The sequence below is a fragment of the Ruegeria sp. YTSA226 genome, from assembly GCF_059609905.1.
In genome coordinates this window covers 245,500-266,549 of record NZ_JBXWMQ010000004.1, presented here as the reverse complement: position 1 = coordinate 266,549, position 21,050 = coordinate 245,500, and the positions used below count along the sequence as shown (strand labels likewise).

General features: G+C 57.9%; 17 protein-coding genes and 1 pseudogene. 8 read left to right on the top strand and 10 right to left on the bottom strand.

The annotated features are described in order from the left end of the window. Positions 1–2 precede the first annotated feature (2 nt). The 8 genes and pseudogenes from AC2FFF_RS08365 (at position 3) to AC2FFF_RS08330 (ending at position 8,330) form a co-directional block, all read left to right on the top strand. Positions 3–851 carry a MurR/RpiR family transcriptional regulator gene (locus tag AC2FFF_RS08365; protein WP_271950266.1) on the top strand — a complete coding sequence of 283 codons (849 nt, stop codon included), beginning with the start codon at positions 3–5 and terminating at the stop codon, positions 849–851. Further along, positions 848–2,152: a glutamine synthetase family protein gene (locus AC2FFF_RS08360; protein WP_142635006.1), complete on the top strand. Its 1,305-nt coding sequence runs from the start codon at positions 848–850 to the stop codon at positions 2,150–2,152. The genes AC2FFF_RS08365 and AC2FFF_RS08360 overlap by 4 nt, the downstream gene beginning before the upstream one ends. Further along, positions 2,152–2,921, top strand: a pseudogene (locus AC2FFF_RS08355) (Rossmann-fold NAD(P)-binding domain-containing protein). Before AC2FFF_RS08360 ends, AC2FFF_RS08355 begins: the two are co-directional and overlap by 1 nt. After that, the gene (locus AC2FFF_RS08350) at positions 2,918–3,688 is read left to right on the top strand and encodes an N-formylglutamate amidohydrolase (protein WP_185956628.1); all 771 of its coding nucleotides are present in this window, start codon (positions 2,918–2,920) and stop codon (positions 3,686–3,688) included. The pseudogene AC2FFF_RS08355 and the gene AC2FFF_RS08350 overlap by 4 nt, the downstream one beginning before the upstream one ends. Then, positions 3,685–5,565 carry a branched-chain amino acid ABC transporter ATP-binding protein/permease gene (locus AC2FFF_RS08345; protein WP_281972775.1) on the top strand — a complete coding sequence of 627 codons (1,881 nt, stop codon included), beginning with the start codon at positions 3,685–3,687 and terminating at the stop codon, positions 5,563–5,565. Before AC2FFF_RS08350 ends, AC2FFF_RS08345 begins: the two co-directional genes overlap by 4 nt. Continuing rightward, complete coding sequence (locus AC2FFF_RS08340) at positions 5,562–6,713, top strand: ABC transporter substrate-binding protein (protein WP_142635012.1); 1,152 nt, start codon at positions 5,562–5,564, stop codon at positions 6,711–6,713. Before AC2FFF_RS08345 ends, AC2FFF_RS08340 begins: the two co-directional genes overlap by 4 nt. A gap of 12 nt (positions 6,714–6,725) precedes the next feature. Beyond that, the gene (locus AC2FFF_RS08335) at positions 6,726–7,439 is read left to right on the top strand and encodes an ABC transporter ATP-binding protein (RefSeq protein WP_281972774.1); all 714 of its coding nucleotides are present in this window, start codon (positions 6,726–6,728) and stop codon (positions 7,437–7,439) included. Positions 7,440–7,442: 3 nt separating this feature from the next. Next, complete coding sequence (locus AC2FFF_RS08330; RefSeq protein WP_281972773.1) at positions 7,443–8,330, top strand: branched-chain amino acid ABC transporter permease; 888 nt, start codon at positions 7,443–7,445, stop codon at positions 8,328–8,330. Between the two features lie 524 nt (positions 8,331–8,854). Here AC2FFF_RS08330 and AC2FFF_RS08325 read toward each other — a convergent pair. The 10 genes from AC2FFF_RS08325 to murB all read right to left on the bottom strand — a co-directional run bounded on the left by AC2FFF_RS08325 (position 8,855) and on the right by murB (position 21,042). Beyond that, positions 8,855–10,540: a chloride channel protein gene (locus tag AC2FFF_RS08325; RefSeq protein ID WP_281972772.1), complete on the bottom strand. Its 1,686-nt coding sequence runs from the start codon at positions 10,538–10,540 to the stop codon at positions 8,855–8,857. An 81-nt stretch (positions 10,541–10,621) separates the two neighbouring features. Then, entirely contained in the window at positions 10,622–12,271 is a 1,650-nt protein-coding gene (gene recN, locus AC2FFF_RS08320; RefSeq protein ID WP_496882914.1) for a DNA repair protein RecN, read from the bottom strand. A 35-nt stretch (positions 12,272–12,306) separates the two neighbouring features. Beyond that, positions 12,307–13,149: an outer membrane protein assembly factor BamD gene (locus AC2FFF_RS08315; protein ID WP_142635022.1), complete on the bottom strand. Its 843-nt coding sequence runs from the start codon at positions 13,147–13,149 to the stop codon at positions 12,307–12,309. Positions 13,150–13,275: 126 nt separating this feature from the next. After that, positions 13,276–14,196, bottom strand: coding sequence for a UDP-3-O-acyl-N-acetylglucosamine deacetylase (lpxC, locus tag AC2FFF_RS08310; protein WP_185956629.1), 921 nt, complete (start codon positions 14,194–14,196; stop codon positions 13,276–13,278). Between the two features lie 212 nt (positions 14,197–14,408). Beyond that, the gene (gene ftsZ / locus AC2FFF_RS08305) at positions 14,409–16,016 is read right to left on the bottom strand and encodes a cell division protein FtsZ (RefSeq protein WP_496677586.1); all 1,608 of its coding nucleotides are present in this window, start codon (positions 16,014–16,016) and stop codon (positions 14,409–14,411) included. A gap of 348 nt (positions 16,017–16,364) precedes the next feature. After that, positions 16,365–16,778 carry a hypothetical protein gene (locus tag AC2FFF_RS08300; RefSeq protein ID WP_271950279.1) on the bottom strand — a complete coding sequence of 138 codons (414 nt, stop codon included), beginning with the start codon at positions 16,776–16,778 and terminating at the stop codon, positions 16,365–16,367. After that, positions 16,765–18,099 carry a cell division protein FtsA gene (ftsA, locus tag AC2FFF_RS08295; RefSeq protein WP_281972769.1) on the bottom strand — a complete coding sequence of 445 codons (1,335 nt, stop codon included), beginning with the start codon at positions 18,097–18,099 and terminating at the stop codon, positions 16,765–16,767. The genes AC2FFF_RS08300 and ftsA overlap by 14 nt, the downstream gene beginning before the upstream one ends. A gap of 8 nt (positions 18,100–18,107) precedes the next feature. Beyond that, positions 18,108–19,103, bottom strand: a complete 996-nt coding sequence (locus AC2FFF_RS08290) for a cell division protein FtsQ/DivIB (protein ID WP_281972768.1) — start codon at positions 19,101–19,103, stop codon at positions 18,108–18,110. Then, a complete protein-coding gene (locus AC2FFF_RS08285) occupies positions 19,091–20,011 on the bottom strand; it encodes a D-alanine--D-alanine ligase (RefSeq protein WP_281972767.1) in 921 nt (306 codons plus the stop codon). Before AC2FFF_RS08285 ends, AC2FFF_RS08290 begins: the two co-directional genes overlap by 13 nt. 104 nt (positions 20,012–20,115) lie before the next feature. Continuing rightward, positions 20,116–21,042 carry a UDP-N-acetylmuramate dehydrogenase gene (gene murB / locus AC2FFF_RS08280; RefSeq protein WP_142635030.1) on the bottom strand — a complete coding sequence of 309 codons (927 nt, stop codon included), beginning with the start codon at positions 21,040–21,042 and terminating at the stop codon, positions 20,116–20,118. Positions 21,043–21,050: the final 8 nt, after the last annotated feature.

The window sequence follows — 21,050 nt, the reverse complement described above, 5'->3', positions numbered from 1 at the left end:
GCATGTTGATCAGAGACCGCATCGAAAACGCAGCCGATATGCTAACCAGCGGAGAGCGCAAACTTGCTGCAGCTATCCTGTCGGATTACCCATTTGCTGGCCTTTCCTCGATCCAGGAGCTGGCAAAACACGCCGAGGTGTCACCGCCTTCAATCTCACGGTTTGTTACCAAGATTGGACTTGATGGATATCAGGATTTCCAACGTGATCTTATCGCGGAATTGAAAGAAGGGCACCGCTCGCCGGTTCAACTCCACCAGGCGGAACGGCCCGTTCATGGGGGATATCTGAAGGACTTTATTTCCAAATCGGCCAGCCAGATGGCCATGGCGGCTGATGCTATCACCGAAGATCAGTTTAACCAGATCTGCACCCTTCTGACCGACCCGAAACGCAGCGTTTACGTGCTGGGTGGCCGGATCAGCGATACGATCGCCAAGCATCTTTCGTTCCACCTGCGTCAGATCCGCAAGGATGTGTTTCATCTGCCTGATACGCCTGAAGGCTGGCCAGAATATTTGTTGCGGATGCGGCCCGGGGATATCCTTTATGCTGTTGATTTTCGCCGTTACCAACCGGCGCTGGAGCAGCTGTCGCTTGTTGCCTCACGCGATCGGAATGCCCGTGTGATCCTGATGACGGACAAATGGATTTCACCGATTGCCAAACACGCCCATGAGGTCATGCCGGTGCCAATTGATAGCGGCACCTTGTGGGATACTTACTCGGCGGCACTCTCGGTGACCGAGGCCATCGTGACGCGGATTGCCGAGGACAACTGGGAACAGACCCGAGACCGCATCAAGGCCTGGGATGCTTTGCGCTTTACTCAAGAGGAAAATGAAAAATGACCCTGCCGCTAATTTTTGCTGCCATATCCGATGTTGCCGGAAAGGTGCGCGGCAAAGCCTTTCCCGCTGATCAGTTGGAAAAACGGCTGGTGCGGGGGGTCGGCTGGACCCCTACCAATGTGCAGATCACCTGTTTCGACATAATCGCTGACAGCCCGTTCGGCGCACTAGGTGATTTGCTTTTGATTCCCGATGCAAACGCAGAGGCCCGGGCGACATTTGGAGATGTGACCGAGCATTTCCTGATGGGCGATGTCGTCACGCTTGACGGGGATCCTTGGGCCTTTTGTACGCGCGCTATCCTCAAATCCGCGCTGAAGCGCCTGCATGATGTGGCGGGCGTTCATCTGATCTCGGCGTTCGAGCACGAGTTTCAACTGAAAAGCCCACCGGCGGTGGAAAACCAGGGATACGGACGCGAAGGGTTCGAGATTCAGCGGAAGCTTTGCGAAGTGCTGATGGCGACACTCGCCGAAAACGGGCTCGAGCCAGACAGTATCATGAAGGAATTCGGCCCCAATCAATACGAGGTCGTTATCGGCCCTGCCAAAGGTGTGCGCTCGGCAGATGCGGCAGTAATCCTGCGCGAGCTTACTCGCTCGGCAGCGCGTCACCTGGGTGAGGCTGCAACCTTTACGCCAATCCGCGATGTGGCGAGCGTCGGCAATGGCGTTCATATCCACATGAGCTTTGTCGACGATGCCGGCGAGCCGGTCACATTTGATGCAAGCGGCCCCTGCGGGATGTCCAGACTTACTGATGGGTTCGCTGCTGGCGTGCTAAAATACCTGCCTAACATTTTAGCGCTGACGGCACCGTCTGTCGTGTCATACGAACGCCTTACTCCGCACCGGTGGTCGGCTGCGTATAACAATCTCGGGTTCCGAGACCGCGAGGCCTCGTTAAGGGTCTGCCCTGTGACGGCAAAGGACCCCGCTTCAATCGCCAGACAATTCAACATTGAGTACCGCGCGGCGGATGCAGCGGCGTCGCCTTACCTGGCTTTGGCCGCTGTTGTACATGCTGGTGTTCAGGGGATCGAAGATGGGCTGAAAGCGCCTGCGCCGACCGAGGAAGACCTGTCACTTCTGTCAGCGGACGATCTCACGGCGCGTGGTTTTGTGCGCCTGCCCGAAACGCTTGAGGCCGCCCTTGAGGCGTTTCAGGCGGATACGACAGTCACCGGTTGGTTCGGACCAGATTTCGCGAGCGTCTACGCCGCCCATAAGGCTGCAGAAATCGACGCGGTAAAAGACATGGACACAGCACAAAAATGCGCCGCGTATGAAGGAACATACTGATGAGCGCGCCCTCTGACAGAGCATTGGTTCCATTTGTCAGCGTCGAAAACATGCGGGCCCTGGTCCATAAGCATGGCCTACGGGACTGCCTTGCAGGATTGGCCAATATGATCGAAGCCGATTTCAAACGCTGGCCGGTATTTGACAAAACACCGCGCGTTGCGTCCCATTCTAAGGCGGGTGTGATTGAACTGATGCCAACCTCTGATGGTGTGGATCACACCTTCAAGTCCGCGAACGGGCACCGATCGAACACCAAGGTCGGCCTGCAAACCCTAACCGCCGTTGGTGTGCTGGCCTCTGTTGATACCGTCTATCCACAGCCCTTTTCTGAAATGACCCTTCTGACGGCGCTTCGCACGGTGGCAACATCGGCGATGGTGACGCGTATACTGGCCCCCAAATCAGCTAAAACCGCTGCGAGTATCGGCAACGGGATATTCTGATGCGCAATGACATTTCTGTAGAGTACCCAAAACAGACGCGCATCAAGGGCGATATCCAGCAACTCGACCCGGATCACGCGGTCAACGAACTGTGGCAGGTTCTAACCGGTTCTAAAAAGGGACGAACCTCCGAAGATCAGATCACGGTTTTTGATGGTGTTGGCTTTGTGGTCGAGGATTTCTCGGCCACGCGCTGGCTGCACCAAAAAGCGACTGACGGCGCCCCAAGCGAAATGCTGGATCTGGTTGCCGACCCGCACGACCCCAAGGATCTGCTCGGTATGATAAGACGATGCACACACCGTGCGGTCCAAGCTGCATGAATTTGTGTACTCATACCTTATTGGGGCCGAACGATCCTGCGCCGATTGACGTCGTTAATGCAGATAGCACGTCGGAGATCGTGCTGCTGTGTGAGCATGCAGGCAATGCAGTCCCCGAGATGCTTGGAGATTTGGGAGTCTCCCGCGACGTCATTGAAAGCCACCGCGGCTGGGACATTGGTGCTCAGGATGTAGCGCGCCAGTTGGCTGAACAGTTGAACGCGCCTCTCGTCGTCCAAAATTACTCACGGCTGGTATTTGACTGTAACCGTCCCCCTGACAGCCCCTTGGCGGTCCCTGCGATCAGCGACCAGGTTGAGGTGCCGGGTAACAGCGCGATCACCGAATTGAGCCGGGCCATGCGTGTCGATGAAATCTTTCGACCTATGGATGCAGAGTTGAATCGGCTCTTTGCCAACCGTCCGCGTCGTGCCGCGTTTTCGATCCATTCCTTTACACCGCATCTCGATGGCAAGGACCGGCCTTGGCAGGCAGGCTTTTTAAGCCGCGGAACAGGCGGTGCTGCCAAAGCATTGATGGCACATATCGCGCAGCGCCGCCCTGACATGGCCTTTGCGTTGAACAAGCCCTATCAGATCGAAACTGAGGGCGATTGGTTTATTCCAGCGCATGCAGAACCCCGTGAGCTCGTGCATTGCCTGATTGAAATTCGAAACGATCAAATCCGCGAACAATCGCAAGTCGGGCTGTGGGCGGATCTGCTGGCAGACGCAATCCTTACAGCAGTAGGGGACATTCCCTCATGAGCATCGTCCCCCTTCATACACATCCCGGACGCTTGCGGGCGTCCAACTTGCTCCGGACGGCGGCGGCGGTTGCTGTGCTGCTGGCTGTGGTGCTTGGGCTGACGTTGATTTTTGGACGCACTGGCGAGCGGATTGCTGTACAGATGTGTGTCAATGTGGTCGCTGTAGTGGCCCTTGCGGTTTATTGCGGCAACACGGGCATTGTGTCTTTCGGGCATGGCGCGTTTTTGGCGCTAGGCGCTTATCTGTCAGGCATTCTCACCATGCCTGCTGCTCTTCAACGTTCTGCCCTGCCGGATCTTCCGTCATTTCTGGCAGGCCATGAAGTAACGATCTGGGTGTCGCTGCCGGTGGTCGCCCTTGCGGGACTTGCCTTTGCAGCCCTAACCGGAAGCGCCATCGCTCGGCTTGTGGGTGCGTCTGCCACGATTGCCACGCTTGGCCTGCTGATCATCGCCCATGGCGTGGCCATCGCCGCACGCGAGATCACACGCGGCAGCCAGACGTTTTACGGTGTGCCAAGGGTGACAGACCTGGTTCTGGCCCTCGGCGCGGCCACGGGTGCAATCCTGCTGGCCCGTTGGTATCGCGAAAGCCGTTTGGGTCTGTTTTCCCGCGCGGCCCGTGACGATGAGGATGCCGCAACAGCACTTGGCATCAATGCCCGACGCACAAGATTCATTGCTTGGTGTGCCTCTGGTACCATGGCGACAGTCGCGGGTGCACTTTATGGGCATATGCTGGGGGCATTTTCACCCGCATCCTTCTACCTTGGGCTCGTCTTTGCGCAAGTGGTCATGATGATTGTCGGTGGAATGTCATCGGTTGGCGGCGCAGTGGTCGGGGTGATCGCGGTGACGCTGCTGCAGGACACTGTGCGCCAGTTCGAAGGCGGCTCAACTGTGCTTGGCGTCACCTTGCCCGAGGTCTTTGGCCTGACGACGATTGTCCTGGGGCTTGCCATCCTGCTGGTGATCTGGGCGCGACCTCAGGGTCTGGTCGGAGGCTTTGAACTTGGCCCTGGCGCCGATGCAAATCTGCTCGGGCGCCTGAAGCCCCGAGTAACTCCTGCGCGCACGCCCGAGTCCGTCGTCCCAGCCACGCTGAAAGCATCAAACCTGTCAAAAAGTTTCGCAGGCGTCAAAGCCGTAAGAGACGTCAGTTTCGAAGCTCCGACTGGGCGCATCACTGGCCTGATTGGCCCCAACGGTGCTGGCAAGTCCACGCTTGTTAACTTGCTGACACGCGCCTATCAGGCGGACACCGGTTCTGCGCATATGGGCGAGGTTGATTTGACCCGTGTCTCGCATCACAAAGTGCCAGGCTTTGGTGTCTCGCGTAGCTTCCAAAACTTGCGCCTGTTCAGCGGTCTGACAGCCTACGAAAATGTTCTTGTTGCCGCTTTGGCCGCAGGTCACGACCGCAAGACTGCCGCGGCTATCACGCTGCGTGAACTGGATGCCTTTGATCTTGGGGAAGTCGCCGGGTATCGCGCCGACGGCCTGCCATATGGTGCCCGCAAGCGCCTGGAAATCGCCCGCGCTTTGGCACAAGACCCGAAGATTCTTTTACTGGATGAACCGGCCGCTGGCATGAATCCCAGCGAAACAGATGACCTGGCTGATCGGCTGATTAAGGTCGGCAAAACACGCGGCATCGGTGTCCTTCTGATCGATCATGACCTGAGGTTCGTGAACCGCCTGTCGGACTGGATCGTGGTGATGCACCAAGGTGGCGTCATCGCGCAAGGCACGCCTGAAGACGTGCGCGCAAATCCCAAAGTCATCGAGGCTTACATCGGCAAAGGGCGCACAGCCCAAAAAGCAGAAATTAGCGAAACCAACCGAAGTCAACCAACAGAGGTAGCAATAAAATGATACGTAATGCCCTTCTTCTTTCAACAGCAGTTATCACCGGCCTGGCTGGAACAGCGATGGCTGAGAGTTATAAAATCGGCGTAATGTCCGCGCAATCGGGCTATCTGGCCCCCTATGATGGACCCGCCTATGCCGGGTTCCAGTTCTGCATTGACGAAATGAACGCCAAGGGGGGCCTGAACGGCACAACACCGGTTGAGCTGATCGTGCGCGACACCCGGTCTGACATCGCCGAAGGCGTTAAAGTCGTACAGGAAATGATCGATGACGGCGCGCAGTTCATCGTGGCGTCAGCCGATGCCGATCCGACAATCGCCGCGGCCCAGATCACAGCGGCTGACAGCATCCCAACAATGACCTTTGCCGGAACAGCCCCGGTTCTGACGCAAGTCGGTGAACATGTCTTTGGCAGTTACCCTGCGGACAACCAACAGGCCGCCGTACTGGCAGGCCACGCACGCGAGCAAGGGTTCGAACGTGTCTGGCTCGTGAAATCCCCAGACAGTGCCTACACATTGGGTGGGCCCGAGTACTTTGGCGAGGCCTTCACATCGCTTGGTGGTGCCGTTGTCGGGGAAAGCAACTATTCGCTGAACCAGCCGGACTTTTCTGCCATCGTGACGACCATCAAGAATGCGGATACCACTCCGGACGTGATCGTCACATGGGCGTGGGAGCCTGATTTTCCGGCCTTCATCCGTGCGCTGCGCGGTGCCGGGGTTGATACCCAGGTGATGGGAGGTGACGTACTCGATTCACCAACCGTACGCGGCCTTGGTGATGTCGTCACAGGCGTAGCGCATACATCTGGTGGCTTCCCAGACGAAGGCTCTGCCTATGCCGATTTCATCGCTCGGTTCTCTGCTGCAAAGGGGATCACGCCTGACAACAATTACTACGTCAATGGCTGCGATATTGCGCATATGATCGAGGATGCCGTCGCAGCGGCTGGCACGACAGACCCTGCTGCCGTGACTGCCGCAATGGCCGGCATTGAGAATGGTGAGGGTATCATGTCCAACTTCACTTTCGCGGGGACCGACCGGATGCCTCTGCGTGATGTTGTGGTCGCACGGATTACCGATGCAGGCGAAAAAGAGTTTGTCCTGCGCACCTCAGCTGATCCCGCAATCCTGCCACAGCCGTAAGGTCTGAACCCAATGGAAACAGCACTCGATATCCAAGGCTTGCACGTCCGCTATGGCCCAATCCGCGCGGTTCAGGGCATTGACCTGATCGTCCCCAAAGGCGGCATAACGGCGCTTTTAGGGGCCAATGGCGCAGGCAAGACAACGACGGTCATGGCCATCGCAGGTGCTTTGCCCGTGGTATCGGGCGCTGTTTCCCTTTTTGGCAAGGATATGACAGGGGCCACACCCGACGCCATTGTGCGGGCGGGTGTGGCCATCTCACCGGAAGGACGCCGCGTGTTTGCGCAGCTGACGGTCGAAGAAAATCTTGTGCTGGCCGGATCAATTCTGGGCGACGAGACGCTCAGCGCCAAACGTTTGGCCGAGATGAAAGAGCGTTTCCCGATCCTGGGCGAACGCCGCCGTCAGATGGCGGGGCTTTTGTCGGGGGGCGAACAACAGATGCTGGCGGTGGGACGTGCCTTGATGAGCGGACCGCGCTTGTTGTTGCTGGACGAACCGTCGCTTGGCCTTGCGCCGCAGGTCGTGGATCAGATTTTCGACATCGTAGAAGAATTGAAAGCCGACGGTATTTCAGTGCTTCTGGTCGAGCAAAACGCGGCTCTTGCCCTGGACATTGCCGATCATGCTGTCGTGCTGGCGAATGGCGCTGTTGCCGCTGCCGGTGCACCGTCGGAACTAGCAAATGACGCGGTCTTGCAATCCGCATATCTGGCGGCTTGAGCGATGGAAGTTCTTCTTCAACAAATGATCAACGCGCTTAGCCTTGGGGGAATTTATGCGATGCTGGCCCTGGGGCTGGCGATTGTGTTCTCTATTGTGCGATTGATCAATTTCGCGCATGGCGAAATCATGACGTTCGGGGGCTATGGCATCTTTCTAGCCATGAGCTTTGGCCTGCCGCCGATCGCCGCTCTTGTTGTCGGGCTTGGCGCTTCTGTGTTCATGGCCATGGCAATGGAGCGTACAGCGTTTCGCGCCATGCGCGGCGCGGATGTCGTTGCACTTTTGATCACATCTTTCGCGGTGTCCGAGATCCTCAAAGTTCTGTTCCAGAACGGAATTTCCGCCAGACCCGTCCCGATCTCTTTTCCAGCGTCATGGTCTGGCACGTATCATATCGGCCAGACGACATTTGGCATTATCCCGACCGTATCAATCATCGTAACATTTTCAGCCCTTGCAGGCCTGACATTCGTGTTGCGGCGCACAACGATTGGCATGGCCATGCGCGCCGCTGCCGAAGATATCGAGATGCTCAAACTGCTGGGTATCAAGGCCAACCGGGTCGTTGCTGTGGCTTTTGCCCTGTCAGGGCTACTTGCGGGTATTGCCGCTGTCATCTGGACGGCACAACGCGGGTCAGTGGATCCACTGATGGGATTTTTCCCCGTTCTCAAGGCCTTCATTGCGACCGTACTTGGGGGTTTGGGCAGCTTGGGCGGCGCTGTCCTTGGAGGGTTCATCGTCGGCGGGCTGGAGGTTCTGCTACAGGCTTTCCTGGCAGACAGTCTGGCCCCATACCGGGACGCAATGGTTCTGGCCTCAGTCATCTTGCTGCTGCTGTTACGCCCGGATGGCCTCCTTCCAGCGGCGAATGCCAACAGATCGTAAGGAGCGGTGTTGGCGCAAAGTTCATCACTCGCTCGGATTGTTGCCCTCAGAGCGCGATGACAGACAAAGAGTGTGCAAATCGGATTCTGCGGAAATTGAATCTAACTTCCAAAATCAGACATTGGCGCAGCCGCAGCGGAATTGGGCTGCGCCGCACTGCCGTTCTTTGACCAGATACCGACAAAAGTCCGCAATAGATCAGAATTTCTCGATGTTACGGCCAATATTGCATGACCCGCTGGCTCCAAAAGATACTGGGAAGCTGTCGACGGCTCAAAGTTGCGCGTCGTTCCACAAATTCCAGAGCGTCAGTGAGGTAAAGTTAGTCCTTCACCAGCACTCCAAGGCCTGATGCTTTTCAGCCAGAAAGCTCAGTTCTGCACAGCTTGTCAGATCGAACACATGAGCCTCTGGATTTCGACTGGCCACGCCCGGCAGGTGCAGATCCAAAGATCGTATCGCTTCAATGCCTCGCCTGTATCAAGGAACAAGATGGACAAAGACCAATGTTACAGGGGCCTCTGTTATGAATGTTCTTCTGCAGCCGTGGCTGCCAACGCGCGGTTATAGGCCTTTAGCGCATCAATATGGTAGAGCGTACCGACTGGCGTCTCAGCTCCGTCATCACCGCTCACCACCACCGGTATGCAGAGGATTTCGTCTCGGTCGAAGAACGGCATCGCCGCCTCAAGCGTAGCGCTTGCTTGAACAAAAAGACCCTGATCAATCAAAACCTGTGCTTCTTCCCGGGTGATTGAACGTGCATCGCCAAGCGGTCGCATCACTGCGCCTGCGCGCAACATCGCCAGAAGATAGGCCTGTGGCCCCGCGGCCAGATGCACATTGCGCCGTTCCAGTTGGGTCAGGAAGAAGGATCGATCCACGAGGCGCGAAGCCAGCGCCGTGGACATTGAAACCGACACCATCACCGCCAGACCGATCTGCCAATCTCCGGTCAGTTCAAAGACAATCATCGTGGTCGAAATCGGGGCACCAAGCACGGCAGCGGCCACCGCGCCCATCCCGGCAAATGCGTAGAGGGTATGGGTACCCGATACATCGGGCAGCAAACCCGTTGCAATCAACCCGAATGCCAACCCGGTTAACGCACCTATCATCAGCGAGGGTGAAAACACACCGCCACCCATACGTCCCCCCATCGTGATCGCAACAGCCACAGTTTTGATGATTGCGAACAGGATGGCGGTTGTCAGAACCAAATCTCCGGCCAGGGCCCGGATCGTGGTTTCGTATCCAACGCCGATGATGTGGGGAAACCAGATCGCGATCAGTCCCAACATTGCGCCTGATACAGCAGGACGCAGCCATCCGGGCAAGGACAGCCGGCTTTGAATGTGATTGCCAATATCTTCTGCAAAGAAGATCGACCGCATCAGAAGCAAGGCCACCAACCCGCAGATCAACCCAAGGATCAGAAACGCGGGCAGCTCGACATAGAATTGCAGGGATCCGGGCGTATCCAGCGTGAATTCGGTCACGTCGCCGTATTCCAGCCGGTTAATCACCGTCCCGGCGACCGAAGCGATAACGATGGGCGCAAAAGCATGCACCGCGAAATGGCGCAGCACCACCTCAAGCGCGAACAAAGCACCGGCAATGGGTGAGTTGAAACTGGCCGAAACTGCCGCCGCCACCGCACATCCCAGCAAATCACGCCCGGTAATTCCGTCGGCATGGATACGATTACTGACCCAGGTCGAGATCACGCCTGCCATATGCACAACCGGCCCTTCTCGACCCGTAGATCCACCTGTGCTCAGCGTAATCAGCGAGGAGAAAAAAGACGCGATACCCGCCTTGCCTTCGACCCGACCATCGGTGAGGGCAGCGCCTTCGATTACATCGGCAACTGAACGCACGCGCCCGTCATCGGTATACCGGTGCAGGATGATGCCAACGATAAGACCGCCGATGATCGGTGTGATCAGGATCAGGAACCACGGCAGCTTTTCCACATGGCTGTGCAGTAACGAGATATCCCCGGTGTCGTAGACATAGGCCTGCAATGCCTGAATTGCCTTACGAAATCCCAATGCCATAAAGCCTGCGGCAATCCCAATCGCCAGCGCGATGAACCAGAACTGAATTTGGCTGGGCCCGCGCCTGCGCATCACCCGCCACGCGTCCTTCATCGCGGCCAGAGCCTGATTGAGCTGGTTGCGCAGAACGGTGCGGGTTGACTGGGTCATTTGCCCTCAGGGGATCAGGATACACCCCTTACTAAGCCACGGAGGGCACGGATAAAAGCCGGATCGCGCGTCTGTGAGGGCCTATGCGTCCAGAAGAGCACGGGCAGCGGCACGCGCTTCGTCCGTGATCGTGTCACCGGCGACCATCCTGGCGATCTCGTCCACCCGGTCGGCCTGGGCCAAAGGCACCACGGTCGACAGAGTTTGCCCATCGGTCACATGTTTCTGAACACGCCAGTGATAGGCGGCACGTGCGGCGACCTGCGGGGAATGCGTCACGACCAATACCTGCCCGCCCTGTGCCAGCGATGCCAGACGCCTGCCGACGGCGTCCGCAGTCGCGCCGCCAACACCCCTGTCGATCTCATCAAAGATCATCGTGCGCACGCTGTCATCGCCGGTCAGACAGACCTTGAGCGCCAGCAAGAAGCGGCTCAGTTCACCGCCCGAGGCGATTTTGTTTAACGGTCCAGACGGTGCACCGGGGTTGGTGGCAACGGTGAACGCCACAGCATCCGCACCTTCGGGGCCGGGATCGGACGGGGTGATCTCGGTCTGGAACACAGCGCGTTCCATTTTCAGCGGTGCAAGCTCGGCCATCACAGCGCTGTCAAGTTCACCCGCTGCCCGTTGGCGCAGGCTGCTGAGTGCCTCCGCAGCCTTGTGATAAACTGCCTGCGCAGTCTCAACCGCAACGCGCCTGTCGGCCAGATCAGCGTCACCAGCATCCAAACGGTTCAGCCGCTCACGCAAGGTCTCCGCGAACCCGCCCAAGTCGTCCGGGGCAACGTCATGCTTGCGGGCCAACGCACGAATGGCGAAAAGCCGTTCCTCGACTGCCTCCAATTCAGCTGGATTGAAGTCCAGCGCCTGAAGACTGGCATTAACGCCATCTTGCGCCTCGCCCAATTCGACAAGTGCACGCCCCAGTGCGGCAACAGGCTCTTCCAACTGCCCGCCTGCATTATCGGACACGCCTTCCAGCCAGCGCAGAGCATCAGACATCGCGCCCTCGGCCCCATCACTGCCAAGCAAGTCATAGGCACGGGCGACGTCATCGCGAATCCGCTCTGCCCCCTGCATCATGCGGCGCCTTGCATCCAGTTCGGCATCCTCGCCGGGCTGCGGATCAAGCTTATCAAGCTCAGTGACCGCATGGCGCAGAAATTCTTCCTCTGCCCGCATGGCAGCCAAGGCAGATTCGACCTCAGACAAAAGCTTGCGCGCACGCGACATCTCGGACCATGCAGAGCGCACAGTGGCCAGTTGCCCCCCTGCCCCGGCAAAATCATCCAGCATCGCGCGGTGGCCACGTGGGTTCAGCAGGCCGCGATCATCGTGCTGGCCATGCAGTTCCACCAGGGTTTCCGACAAGGCCCGCAGCACCTCGCCCGAGCAACGCCGGTCATTGACCCATGCGGTTTTCCGGCCCTCGGCTGTGTTCACGCGGCGCAGGATCAGCTCTTCGCCTCCGGGCAATCCGGCTTCGGCCAAAATCGCATGTGCGGGGTGTTTTTCGTGCAGCTCGAACTCGGCCACAACTTCGCCCTGAGCGGCCCCCTGACGCACCAGCTCTGCCCGCCCGCGCCAGCCCAGAACGAACCCAAGCGAATCCAGTAGGATCGACTTGCCCGCGCCGGTCTCGCCGGTCAACGCGTTCAATCCCGGCTGGAACGTCAGTTCCAACCGGTCGATGATCAGCATATCGCGGATATCAAGGGCGCGCAGCATCGGGTCTCAGCGTCCCACGCCTTTTGCCATGACGATTACAACCACTGACCTTTGACGGTCTGGCGATAAATCGTGCTGAGCCAGTTGTTGCCGCGGCTTTTGAGTTTCAGCCCGCGAGAGGTCAGCAGCTTATAGCCAGCGTCATACCATTCCGAGGATTGGTAGTTGTAACCCAGAATTGCACCGGCCGATTGCGCCTCATCCACCAGACCCAGCGAGAGATATGCCTCGATCAGGCGATAGAGCGCTTCGGCGGTGTGCGAAGTTGTCTGAAAATCCTCTACCACAACGCGGAACCGGTTGATCGCGGCAGTATAGTGATCCTGACGCAGATAATAACGTCCGATCTCCATTTCTTTGCCAGCCAGATGGTCAAAGGCCAGATCGAATTTCAGCACGGCGGAGGTGGCATATTCGCTGTCCGGATAGACCTCGATCACCGTGCGCAATGACTGAAGCGCCTGGAACGTCAGGCCCTGATCGCGGCCCACCTCGTCAATCTGGTCGTAATAGCTGAGTGCCAACAGATATTGGGCATAGGCCGCATCTTCGTCGGTTGGATAGAAATCTATATAGCGCTGTGCTGCTGCACGGCTTTCTTCGTAATTCTCATCTGCATGGTACGAAAACGCCTGCATGATCAGCGCGCGCTTTGCCCAGTCAGAGTAAGGGTAAAGACGTTCAACCTCGGAGAAGTACCACGCCGCATCGTCGGAACGATTCTCCGACAGCTCAAATTCCCCACGCGTGAAAATCTGTTCGGGGGTGAACCCTTCTAGGTTCTGATTGCGGTCAGCGCCCCCGCTGTTGCACGCTGTCAAAACTGCTGTCAGAAGTACCGCCCCTGCGAATCTGACCGCCGCTTTGGTGCCTATCATTCCGCCAATCCTTGTCGTCTTGCTTAATGGGAATACCCCGGTTTGGGCCTTGGTCTAGCACATAAAATTCCAGTGCAAAACGCCTTAGTAGGCCCTTTGGCGGATTTGTCAGCAGAGTGGAACCAATCAGGCGACTTCGGGGATTTCGTCCCAGACCAGACCCTGTCCGGGCAGACGCGCGGCCTGTTCGGGGGTACACAGGATCGGACGCACAGCACCGGGCGTTTCAAACAGCTTGCGCAGCAGCGTGTTTGTCATCGCATGACCAGACTTGTCGCCGGTGAAATGACCCAGAATCGGTCCACCCGCCAAATACAAATCACCCAGAGCATCTAGCATCTTGTGACGCACTGCCTCGTCTGCGTGGCGAAGGCCACCCGGGGTCAGAACTTCGTCGCCCTGAACGACCACAGCATTTTCAAGCGTGCCGCCAAGAGCCAAGCCGTTCTCGCGCATTGCTTCGACGTCGGTACGACGGCAGAATGTCCGGCAATCACTAAGCTCGCGTGCAAAAGAGCCATTGCACATATCCAGCGTCTTAGTCTGACGACCAATGGCGCTGTCTTCAAAATCGATATGAAAATCGATAATCAAACCGTCCGCAGGCGCAATCGAAGCACTGGCACCCTCACGGGTTGCGGTCACAGGTTTAAGAACCTCATAGGCCAGGACCGGGCTTGCCTGACGACGCACGCCTTTCAACATGATGCCACGAACGAATTCAATCGAAGACCCGTCCATGATCGGCACCTCGGGGCCATCAATCTCGATCAGCGCATTGTGGACACCGCATCCAGCCAAAGCTGCCATGATATGCTCGACGGTGGAAACCGTAACGCCCGCTTCATTGACCAGTCGGGTACAAAGCGGGGTACGATCGACCACATCGTAGATTGCAGGGATCAACGCATTGCCCAGCTCGATATCCGTCCGTTTGAACCAGATGCCGTGGCCAGCAGCAGCCGGCTTCAGGATCATCGTCGCAGGCTTACCGCTGTGCAGCCCGAGGCCTGTAAACGTGATCGGAGATTTGAGCGTATGTTGCAAGTGTGACCTCGGTGAGTGGCGTCCGACCTGTGATGGCCGTGTTGGCATTCAACTAAGGAAGCAGGTCAAAAGGCTCAACTCACTCTTTGCAACCGAATGAAACATGAATGTGACAGGTCGGCAAAACCCTGCTCACATAGGGATAATGCACTGTTTTAAAATAAGAAAGGGCCGCCAAATGGCAGCCCCTCTTTAGTATATTGTTACCGCGATCAGTTGGCTTGACGGCGAAGGAAGGCCGGTATTTCGATCCGATCCTGCTCCGGGTCGTCCTCGACATGTGCAGGTGCCGTAGCGTCAGATTGGCGCAATACCGGCTGCTGGCGGGCCGGTTGCTGCGCCGGAGTATCGGCTGCGTGGCCGGTCATGCGATCAATCAGGCGGTTAAAACCAAATCGCGGGCGGTCGGCATCCCCATGATTATCGGAGACCTCCTGTGGCCGAGGCGCAGGATGACCTCTTTCAGCCGGAGGTACATTCTGGACGGCTGCCTGCAAGCGCCTCAGAGCTTCGGGTGATGGCGATCCTGCGGGTGCTTGCGGCTGAGGTGCGACAAAGCTTTCTGGGGCGTATTCGACCGGCTCGGGAGTCGGCTCGAATTCGGCCACGCGCGGCTGATAAGCCGGGGGTGGCAGGCCGTCATCATCCTGTTCTGCGCGCGGTTGGAACTGCGGTTCCATCGGCTCTTCAGTTGCCTCAAACAGCGAAGGTTCACGCGTTGGTTCGGGCTGAGGTTCAGGTTCGGCGCTTGCCGCCACTGACATTTCTTCCAGGGCCGCTTCCTCTGCAGAAACCGAACGGGTCAGCGGTGCCGACATCGAACGACGCGCGACAGGCACATCATCCTGCTTTTCGCTGGCGTCGATACCTGTTGCCACAACCGAAACGCGCATGCCGCCTTCCATTGCGGTATCCAGCGTGGAGCCGACGATGATATTCGCCTCTGGGTCCACTTCCTCACGGATACGGTTTGCGGCTTCGTCCAGTTCGAACAGGGTCAGGTCGTGGCTGCCGGTGATGTTGATCAGAACGCCCTTGGCGCCCTTGAGGCTGATTTCGTCCAACAGCGGGTTGGCGATGGCCTTCTCGGCGGCCTGTACGGCGCGATCTTCGCCGGTGGCTTCGCCCGTGCCCATCATCGCCTTGCCCATCTCGTCCATAACGGCGCGAACATCCGCGAAGTCGAGGTTGATCAGGCCCGGACGCACCATCAGGTCGGTCACGCCTTTGACACCCTGATACAGAACGTCATCCGCCATCGAAAACGCCTCGGTAAACGTGGTCTTTTCGTTGGCCAGACGGAACAGGTTCTGGTTTGGAATGATGATCAGCGTGTCGACAACGCGCTGCAAGGCTTCAACACCGTCTTCGGCCTGACGCATCCGCTTAGCGCCTTCGAACTGGAAAGGCTTGGTCACAACACCGACGGTCAAAACACCCAATTCACGCGCTGCCTGCGCGATGATCGGTGCGGCACCCGTGCCGGTGCCACCGCCCATACCGGCCGTGATGAAGCACATATGCGCGCCTGCCAGATGGTCTACAATCTGCTCGATGCTTTCTTCGGCCGCTGCCGCACCCACTGTCGGACGCGCGCCCGCACCCAGACCTTCGGTGACTTTCACGCCCAGTTGAACTCGTGACGAAGACTGGCTTTGCTGCAGCGCCTGGGCATCGGTGTTGGCAACGACAAAATCGACACCGTCCAACTGTTTTTCAATCATGTTGTTGACGGCGTTACCGCCCGCTCCGCCAACGCCAAAAACTGTAATCCGAGGCTTCAGCTCGTCGTGCCCGGGCATCGAAAGATTCAATGTCATGCTTCTGTCCGCCTGTTTATATAACCCGCCAACGCGGTGTTTTTCTTACCTATCCACTAACAATCCTACCGATCCAAACGGCAAACGTCACGCCAAAAATCGCGAAAATCCACAAAATATGGAGGAAATAAGGCACCTGGAAACAGTATTTGGCAAAGATTGCCAGATGTTGCGGAATTATCTCAAAGCACCACAAAACATGCGACGCTCGCGCCACTGTTGACGGGCGCGTCACTTGCAATTCATTCACATTCTGTCTGCGGAAAACTGCTCAAGCCCTCTCGCAAGGCCTCTGACGGGCCCTGAGGATATCTTGTGGGATTTTGACAGCCCCTGCAAGATATTTCTTTAGCTAATTGGGGCACTTGGGCAGTTAAGACCCTTCTCAGAAATGTCCCTGACCTCTTGAATTTCTGTCCTAGAGAAACCGACCATTCGCACCATCAACTGGTCTTCATACAAAAACGGCCACCAGCAAACTGGCAGACCATCCTCGTCATCGTCGTACAGAAAGCAAATCTGCCCATTAGGAGTTGTAATTTTCCCGTACACACAACCCTTGCCCTCCATACGCCAGACCGAGAGAGTCGGGCTCAGGAACTCTTCGGTGCCGACCAGCATACCGCTGTCATAGACGTGAAACTTTACGGTCTTTCCTTGAACGGCCCCCAGGAAGGCTTCGGGTGTGATACGGGTCTGAGCCTCTATCGCTGACGGCACAGCCATGACCAGCGCCGCGATCGCGGCTTTACCAGTTGTCACGGAACCACCGCACAGCGCGCTTGAACGGGCGTGCGGAATAGGTGTCTACGGGGATTTCAAAATCCCACCATTCATCCTGTGGGTTGGCTGCAAACAGGCTTAGCCCCACAACCGAAGAGAACCCCGGCCCTGTGGCCGATTGCGGCAACCCATGGACCCGCAGCGGGCGACCAAGGCGAACACGCTGCCCCAGAATACGAGAGGCCAACCCGTCCAGCCCCATGATTTGGCTGCCGCCTCCGGTCAGGACGATCTGCTGGCTGGGCATGTGCTCAAAGCCAGCCGCATCCAGCCGTACACGCACTTCCTCCAGGATTTCTTCGACACGTGGACGCATGATACCTATCAACTCTGCCCGGCTGACGGTACGGCGGTCATGTTCCCAATCGCCGGTATCACCGCCAATGTCGATCAGGTCGCGGTCATCCGCGCCGGTCGCGTGAACGCCGCCATTGAATGTCTTGATCCGTTCGGCAACAGACGCCGGAACGCCCAGCCCCATCGAGATGTCACTGGTCACATGATCCCCACCCATGCGCACGCAATCGGCATAGATCATGTGTTTCTTCATGAATATTGACACGCTCGTGGTGCCACCGCCCATGTCGATACAGGCGGCACCCAGTTCCTGTTCATCCTCAACCAGCGCCGAAATACCCGAGACATAGGCCGAATTCGCGATACCGGCCAATTCGAGATCGCAACGCTTGATACAGCGCACGATATTCTGGATTGCAACCGCGTCCACGGTCAGCATGTGCATATCGACGGCCAGCGATTGCCCCATCTGACCCCTTGGGTCGATCAAGCCCGATCGGTTATCCAGCGCAAAATTCACCGGCTGAGCATGTAGGACTTCGCGGCCCGCACCATAGTCGGGAACGTCACAGGCATTGAGAACACGGCCAACTTCGGCCTCGGTTACCAGCTGACCTTCCAGATCCACCTGGGCATCCAAACCATAGGACCGCGGGTTTGCCCCCGAGAAACAGGCGATCACATGGTCGACACGGATATCTGCCATTTTCTGCGCGGCCTGAAGCGCGGTTCGAATGGCGCGCTCGGTCTCCTGCATCGCAGTGACTTCGCCAAATTGCACACCACGGGACCGCGTGGTCGCGGCACCGATCACCCGAAACCCGGATTGTCCGGCCAGAGACCCGATGCCACTGTCCTCGTGCAAACGCCCGGCGCCGTCGAACCGCAGCACAAGGCAGGAAATCTTAGAGCTCCCGACATCTAGAATAGCGACAACGCCGCGTTGCATCGCCTGCCTGCGCATTTGCCGCATGGCCCGTTGGGACTGATAAAGATCGGTCATCATTGTCGTTACTGCCCGCTACTCACATCTACTTTTGTATTCCACCAGTCTTCGCTGGCGGCTTTGGTCATTCGGATTGTCGGTCGCTGACCCAGGCGCATATCCACCACGGCCACATCGCGTTCCAGAAGATCCTGAACCTCGTTCACGGCCAACACGCGTTCCAATGCGCGCACTGGCCGTTCCGTCGGCAACATGATGCGCTGACCGCGATCCAGAACCAGATCCCAGCGACGTTCGCCAATTCGCACCAGACCGCGCACCCGATTGCCCAGACTGCTGGCTGTGGCCGTCAGTTGCAGCGCTTCGGGTACATAGGAATCCGCGCCCTCACCCGCGATCAGTGGCAAATTGGAGTGATCCTGCCGCGATGCGATGATTTCAACATGCGCGCCGGTTTCATCCAGCAATTCGACCCCTCGGCGGGTACGCCAGACAATGGCGGGCTGCCGTTCGACAACATCCACCTGCAGGATACCTCCTGGACGGATGCGCACAGAGGCTGATTTAACCGGATCCAATCCTGTGATCGTTTCGCGCATCTGTTCGACATCCAGGTCCCAGGAACTGATTGGGAAGTCCAGCGGCACCACTTCACGAATGTCTTCCGAAAGGTTGGTTCCCGCCCCATCAATCGCCATCAGGTTGACCATGAATTCTGGTCGCTGCTGGATCGAGATTTTCACATCATGGACATGAGCCACAATCGCTTCGCGCCGGTCCTGAGAGCTGAAATACCCGCCAAGCGCAGCACACACAGCGAAGACCGGCAGCCCGTATTTCAGGCCACGGCGAACACCAGGCGTCAACATCCAGCGCTGCAACCGATAGCTTAGGCGGGACGGCGCCGGATCAAACGCCGATGACTTACGCCCCCAAAGTCGCCGCAGGCGGAACTTGGGTTCTACATTGTTGCGGCCCCCCGAAGCGAAATCGGCATCCGGACCGGCAAGTGGCTTTGACCGATGGATAACCGGCGCACGGGTGGCTGTCAGCGGTCGCATGATGCGTCCTCCACCATCCATGCGCAAAACTGGCCGAAGGTTATCCCGCAATGCGCGCCCTGTTCCGGAGCCAGTGACGTCGGCGTCATTCCCGGCTGGGTGTTGGTTTCCAGAAGGAACAAGCCCTCTGCGCCCTTGCTGTCATCCCACCGAAAATCTGTGCGGCTGACGCCTTTGCAACCCAACAGATCATGCGCCTGTTTGGCAAAGCCCATACAAAGGTCAAAAATGTCCTGCGGGATTTCAGCAGGCAGCACATGCCACGACCCACCCGGCTTGTACTTGGCATCGTAATCGTACCAGCCATCCGTCATGATTTCTGTCACGGTCAAAGCGCGGTCGCCCATGACTGTGACGGTCAACTCGCGGCCAGCCACATATTGTTCGACCATTACCAGTTCGGGCATGTCGTCTGCCAGTTTCGGTGGAGTGTTGGCGCCTTCATGCACCAGATAAATGCCGACGCTGGAACCCTCGTTGTTGGGCTTGACCACATAGGGCGGTTCCATCGTGTGACGCGCGGCAACTTCGGATTTGGCCTCGATCACACTTTCGGCGACTGGCAGACCCGCGATACGGAACGCCGCTTTGCTGCGCTGCTTGTCCATGGCCAACGCCGATGCCAGCACACCGGAATGAGTATAGGGAATACGCAACCACTCCAGCAGACCCTGCACGCAGCCATCCTCGCCCCAGCGACCATGCAGAGCGTTGAAGACCACATCCGGCTTGATATCCAAAAGGCGCACATAGAGGTCCGGACCCGCGTCCAGTTCGACCACTTCAAAGCCTTCTCCCCTTAGGGCGGCCGCGCATTCGCGCCCAGAGCTGAGAGACACCTCACGTTCCGCCGAGGGTCCACCCATCAATACCGCCACTTTGGGGTTTGTCCTGCTCGAACTACCCACGTCGTGCGCCTCAAATCCTGCGGACCTTATGTGGTGGTCCGTCCTGCTTTATGCCTTTGATCCGTCGCCCTATTTTGCCTGTTTTGGGTCTGACGGTCGGAGCTTTAATCTGTCAGCGGATCACCGACCCGCATGATTTCCCACTCTAGCGTGATGCCGCTTGTTTCGTAAACCTTTTTTCGCACATCTTCGCCCAACCCTTCGAGGTCGGCAGCGGTGGCAGAGCCGGTGTTGATCAGAAAATTGGAATGCTTGGGGCTCATCTGCGCCCCGCCCCGCATCACGCCCCGCATTCCCGCGTCGTCGATCACCTTCCAGGCCTTGAGGTCATGCACATCATCCGCGCGACCGGTTGAGGAAAATCCCGCCGGATTGCGAAAGGTCGAGCCCGCGCTGCGATCTTTGGTCGGCTGGGTCTCATCCCGCTTTTTCAACTGCGAGTCCATGCGGGCATGCAGTTCATCAGGATCATCTAGGGGGCCTTCGAACGTGGCCGAGATCAGCACCGCACCCTCAGGCAGATCCGACTGACGATAGCGAAAATTCAGTTCTTCGGGCGTCAGATCGACGACCTGCCCTTGCCGCGTAATGATCGTCGCCTTGCACAGAACATCCGCCGTATAGCTGCCATAACATCCCGCATTCATCCGCACAGCGCCGCCAATCGACCCCGGAATGGTTCGCAAAAACGTCAGGTCCACGCCCGCATCAGCTGCCTTGCGCGCCACATGCGCATCCAGCGCTGCCGCGCCTGCGGTGACAATGTTGCCCTCAATCGAGATGCCATTAAATCCCCGGCCCAACCGGATCACTACGGCGCGCAGCCCACCGTCCCGGACGATCAGGTTTGAGCCGACGCCCATCGGGAAAACCGTGATATCGTCAGGCAAGTCGCGCAGAAACTGCTGCAGGTCTTCCTGGTCGGCGGGTTGAAAGAGGTAATCCGCCGGTCCTCCGACCCGCAACCAGGTCAGATCATTCAGCGGGCGGTTCTGGGTGAGCTTGCCGCGTGGCGAGGGAACAGAAGTCATGGCCGCTA

What these genes read in the sequence shown, in the direction of transcription:
- AC2FFF_RS08365 (WP_271950266.1), top strand. Translation starts at nt 3, where the DNA reads ATGTTGATCAGAGACCGCATCGAAAACGCAGCCGATATGCTAACCAGC.
- AC2FFF_RS08360 (WP_142635006.1), top strand. Translation starts at nt 848, where the DNA reads ATGACCCTGCCGCTAATTTTTGCTGCCATATCCGATGTTGCCGGAAAG.
- AC2FFF_RS08350 (WP_185956628.1), top strand. Translation starts at nt 2,918, where the DNA reads ATGAATTTGTGTACTCATACCTTATTGGGGCCGAACGATCCTGCGCCG.
- AC2FFF_RS08345 (WP_281972775.1), top strand. Translation starts at nt 3,685, where the DNA reads ATGAGCATCGTCCCCCTTCATACACATCCCGGACGCTTGCGGGCGTCC.
- AC2FFF_RS08340 (WP_142635012.1), top strand. Translation starts at nt 5,562, where the DNA reads ATGATACGTAATGCCCTTCTTCTTTCAACAGCAGTTATCACCGGCCTG.
- AC2FFF_RS08335 (WP_281972774.1), top strand. Translation starts at nt 6,726, where the DNA reads ATGGAAACAGCACTCGATATCCAAGGCTTGCACGTCCGCTATGGCCCA.
- AC2FFF_RS08330 (WP_281972773.1), top strand. Translation starts at nt 7,443, where the DNA reads ATGGAAGTTCTTCTTCAACAAATGATCAACGCGCTTAGCCTTGGGGGA.
- AC2FFF_RS08325 (WP_281972772.1), bottom strand. Translation starts at nt 10,540, where the DNA reads ATGACCCAGTCAACCCGCACCGTTCTGCGCAACCAGCTCAATCAGGCT.
- recN (WP_496882914.1), bottom strand. Translation starts at nt 12,271, where the DNA reads ATGCTGCGCGCCCTTGATATCCGCGATATGCTGATCATCGACCGGTTG.
- AC2FFF_RS08315 (WP_142635022.1), bottom strand. Translation starts at nt 13,149, where the DNA reads ATGATAGGCACCAAAGCGGCGGTCAGATTCGCAGGGGCGGTACTTCTG.
- ftsZ (WP_496677586.1), bottom strand. Translation starts at nt 16,016, where the DNA reads ATGACATTGAATCTTTCGATGCCCGGGCACGACGAGCTGAAGCCTCGG.
- ftsA (WP_281972769.1), bottom strand. Translation starts at nt 18,099, where the DNA reads ATGACCGATCTTTATCAGTCCCAACGGGCCATGCGGCAAATGCGCAGG.
- AC2FFF_RS08290 (WP_281972768.1), bottom strand. Translation starts at nt 19,103, where the DNA reads ATGCGACCGCTGACAGCCACCCGTGCGCCGGTTATCCATCGGTCAAAG.
- murB (WP_142635030.1), bottom strand. Translation starts at nt 21,042, where the DNA reads ATGACTTCTGTTCCCTCGCCACGCGGCAAGCTCACCCAGAACCGCCCG.